Annotated in this window: 3 protein-coding genes; 2 read left to right on the plus strand and 1 reads right to left on the minus strand. The window is 70.6% G+C overall.

Annotated elements, in window-relative coordinates:
* Positions 1 to 761: LCP family protein (locus tag ADBZ5U_RS15715; RefSeq protein ID WP_526811753.1), on the minus strand; the 761-nt coding region annotated here is incomplete at its 3' end.
* A 133-nt stretch (positions 762 to 894) separates the two neighbouring features.
* Here ADBZ5U_RS15715 and rfbD point away from each other — a divergent pair.
* The gene (gene rfbD, locus ADBZ5U_RS15720) at positions 895 to 1,773 is read left to right on the plus strand and encodes a dTDP-4-dehydrorhamnose reductase (protein ID WP_526811750.1); all 879 of its coding nucleotides are present in this window, start codon (positions 895 to 897) and stop codon (positions 1,771 to 1,773) included.
* Positions 1,770 to 2,619: glycosyltransferase family 2 protein (locus ADBZ5U_RS15725; protein WP_526811751.1), on the plus strand; the 850-nt coding region annotated here is incomplete at its 3' end. The genes rfbD and ADBZ5U_RS15725, both read left to right, overlap by 4 nt.

The raw sequence follows: 2,619 nt of genomic DNA on the forward strand, positions 1-2,619 counted from the left end.
AGTGGCTTACCGGAGGTGACGGCGTGGGCCAGCGACGCCATCACCACCTGCTGGCGCACCACCCGATCGAGGTCGCCGCGCGGCAGGTCGTGGCGCTGCCGGACGAAGCTCAATGCCTCCGGGCCGTCCAGGCGCTGCCAGCCGGCGGGGAAGTCGGCACCCGAAAGAGGTTCCGAGACAGGGTTTTCCAGGCAGACCTCGACACCGCCGAGCGCGTCGGTGATCAGCGAGAAGCCCAGCAGACCGATTTCGGCGTAGTGGTCCACCGTCACCCCGGTGAGGTCTGAGACGGTCTTGATCAGGGCATTGCGGCCTGCCTCGACCGCCTGCGGCTCGGCCTCGGCGGAATCCATGCCCCGGCCCTCGACGAGATCCTTCATCTGATCGAGCTTCACCTGCCCGTAGACGCCGTTGATCTTGGTCTTGGCCAGGCCGGGCGCCTCCACGTAGGAGTCGCGGGGGATGGAGATGGCGGTGGCCGAGTGGCCGTTGTGCGGGATGCGGACCAGGACGATGGTGTCGGTGTTCGTCGCGGTCTCGTCACCGGCGTGCAGTTCGGCCAGTTCCTGCTCGGAGAGCGGTTTGCCGTGCGCGTCGGTGCGGCTGTCCATGCCGACCAGCAGGATGTCGGTGGCGCCGTCATCGTCGCCCCGGCCACCGAGCAGGGCGGTGGTGAAATGGAAGATGCCGCTTTCGAAGTTGCGAACAGACCCCCACGCCACCCCGGTGCCCAGCAGGACCATGACGGCCAGCGCCGCCATCACGGTCTGACCCACCGAACGCGCTCGTGTCACTTTCGCCACTTCAGTCTCATCTGACACCCGCTCAGGCTACTGGTGACCCGGGCGCATCCGTGGGAGCCGGAACCGGCGTGCCAGACTCGTCGTTGTGCGGATGCTGATCACTGGGGCCGGCGGCCAGGTCGGGCGGCTTCTCGCCGGGGCGGCGTCCCGACACGGGTACCAGGTCCGCTCACTGAGCCACCGCGAGTTCGACATCACCGACTCAGAGGCGGCCCGCCGGATGGTTCAGCCCGGTGATCTGGTGGTCAACTGCGCCGCGTTCACCGACGTCGACGCCGCCGAGGCGCGACCCGAGGCCGCCCACGCCGTCAACGCGGTCGGGCCCGGGAACCTGGCCCGCGCCTGCGCCGCGGCCGGCGCACGGCTGATCCACATCTCCACCGACTACGTGTTCAGCGGCGTTTTCGAGGGCGGGGAGCGCCGACCCTACGAGATCTCCGACCCGACCGGCCCGCTGGGCGTGTACGGGCGCACCAAGCTCGACGGGGAACTGGCCGTCCACGCCGAACTGCCGGACGCGCACGTGGTGCGCACCTCGTGGGTCTACACCGGCGGCGCCGGCACCGATTTCGTGGCGGTGATGCGCGGGGCGGCGGCGACCGACCGGACCCTCGACGTGGTGTCCGACCAGACCGGCTCGCCCACCTACGCAGGGGATCTGGTCGACGCTTTGCTCCAGGTGGCCGCAGGCGGCGTCGACGCGCCCATCCTGCACGCCGCCAACGCCGGTGAAGCCAGCCGGTTCGACCAGGCCCAAGCGGTGTTCGCGCTGGTCGGTGCCGACCCCGGCCGGGTCCGTGCGGTCGGCACGGACGCGTTTGCCCGCCCGGCCCGCCGCCCGGCGTATTCGGCGCTGTCGATGGCCGAGTCGGTGCGCGCGGGGTTGCGGCCGCTGCGTCCGTGGCGGGACGCACTACGGGCCGCGCTTGCGGCGCCCGCCGACGATGCCCCGTTAGCCTCGACGCCGTGAACGACGAGACGGCCCTCACCGTTGTCACGGTGACCTACTCGTCGGGGAACCACCTCGACCGGTTCCTGTCCTCGCTGACGGTGGCCACCGACCTTCCCCTGCAGGTGATCATCGCCGACAACGGCTCGGTCGACGGCGCCCCCGAAGAGGCGGTGCGGCGCTACCCCGGCACCCGACTGCTGCGCACCGGCGGCAACCTGGGATACGGCACCGCGGTCAACCGCGCGGTGGCGACCATCGACGCCGGGAGCGGCAGCGAATTCGTCGTGGTCGCCAACCCCGACGTGGTCTGGTCGCCCGGCAGCATCGACGCGTTGCTGGAGGCCGCCGAGCGCTGGCCGCAGGCCGCCGCGGTCGGACCGCTCATCCACGACCCCGACGGTGCGATCTATCCGTCCGCCCGGCACCTGCCCAGCCTGGTCCGCGGCGGGATGCACGCGGTGGTGGGGTTCGCCTGGAAGAACAACCCTTGGACCCGGTCCTACCGCCAGGAACGCATCGAGCCCAGCGAACGGCCGGTCGGCTGGCTCTCCGGCTCGTGTCTTCTGTTGCGCCGCAAAGCTTTCGATGCCATCGGCGGTTTCGACGAGCGGTACTTCATGTACATGGAGGACGTCGACCTCGGTGACCGGCTCGGCAAAGCCGGCTGGCTCAACGTCTACGTGCCCGGCTCGGAGGTCCTGCACGACAAGGGTCACTCGACCGGGCGTGACCCGTCGCGAAATCTGCGCGCCCATCACGACAGCACCTACATCTACCTCTCGGATCGGCACACCGGGTGGTGGCGGGCCCCATGGAGGTGGACGATGAAGGGCGCGCAGCGGGCCCGGGCCCGGGCGGCGGGGC

This window comes from Mycobacterium sp. (genome assembly GCF_040398885.1).
In the GTDB taxonomy this organism is placed as follows: domain Bacteria; phylum Actinomycetota; class Actinomycetes; order Mycobacteriales; family Mycobacteriaceae; genus Mycobacterium.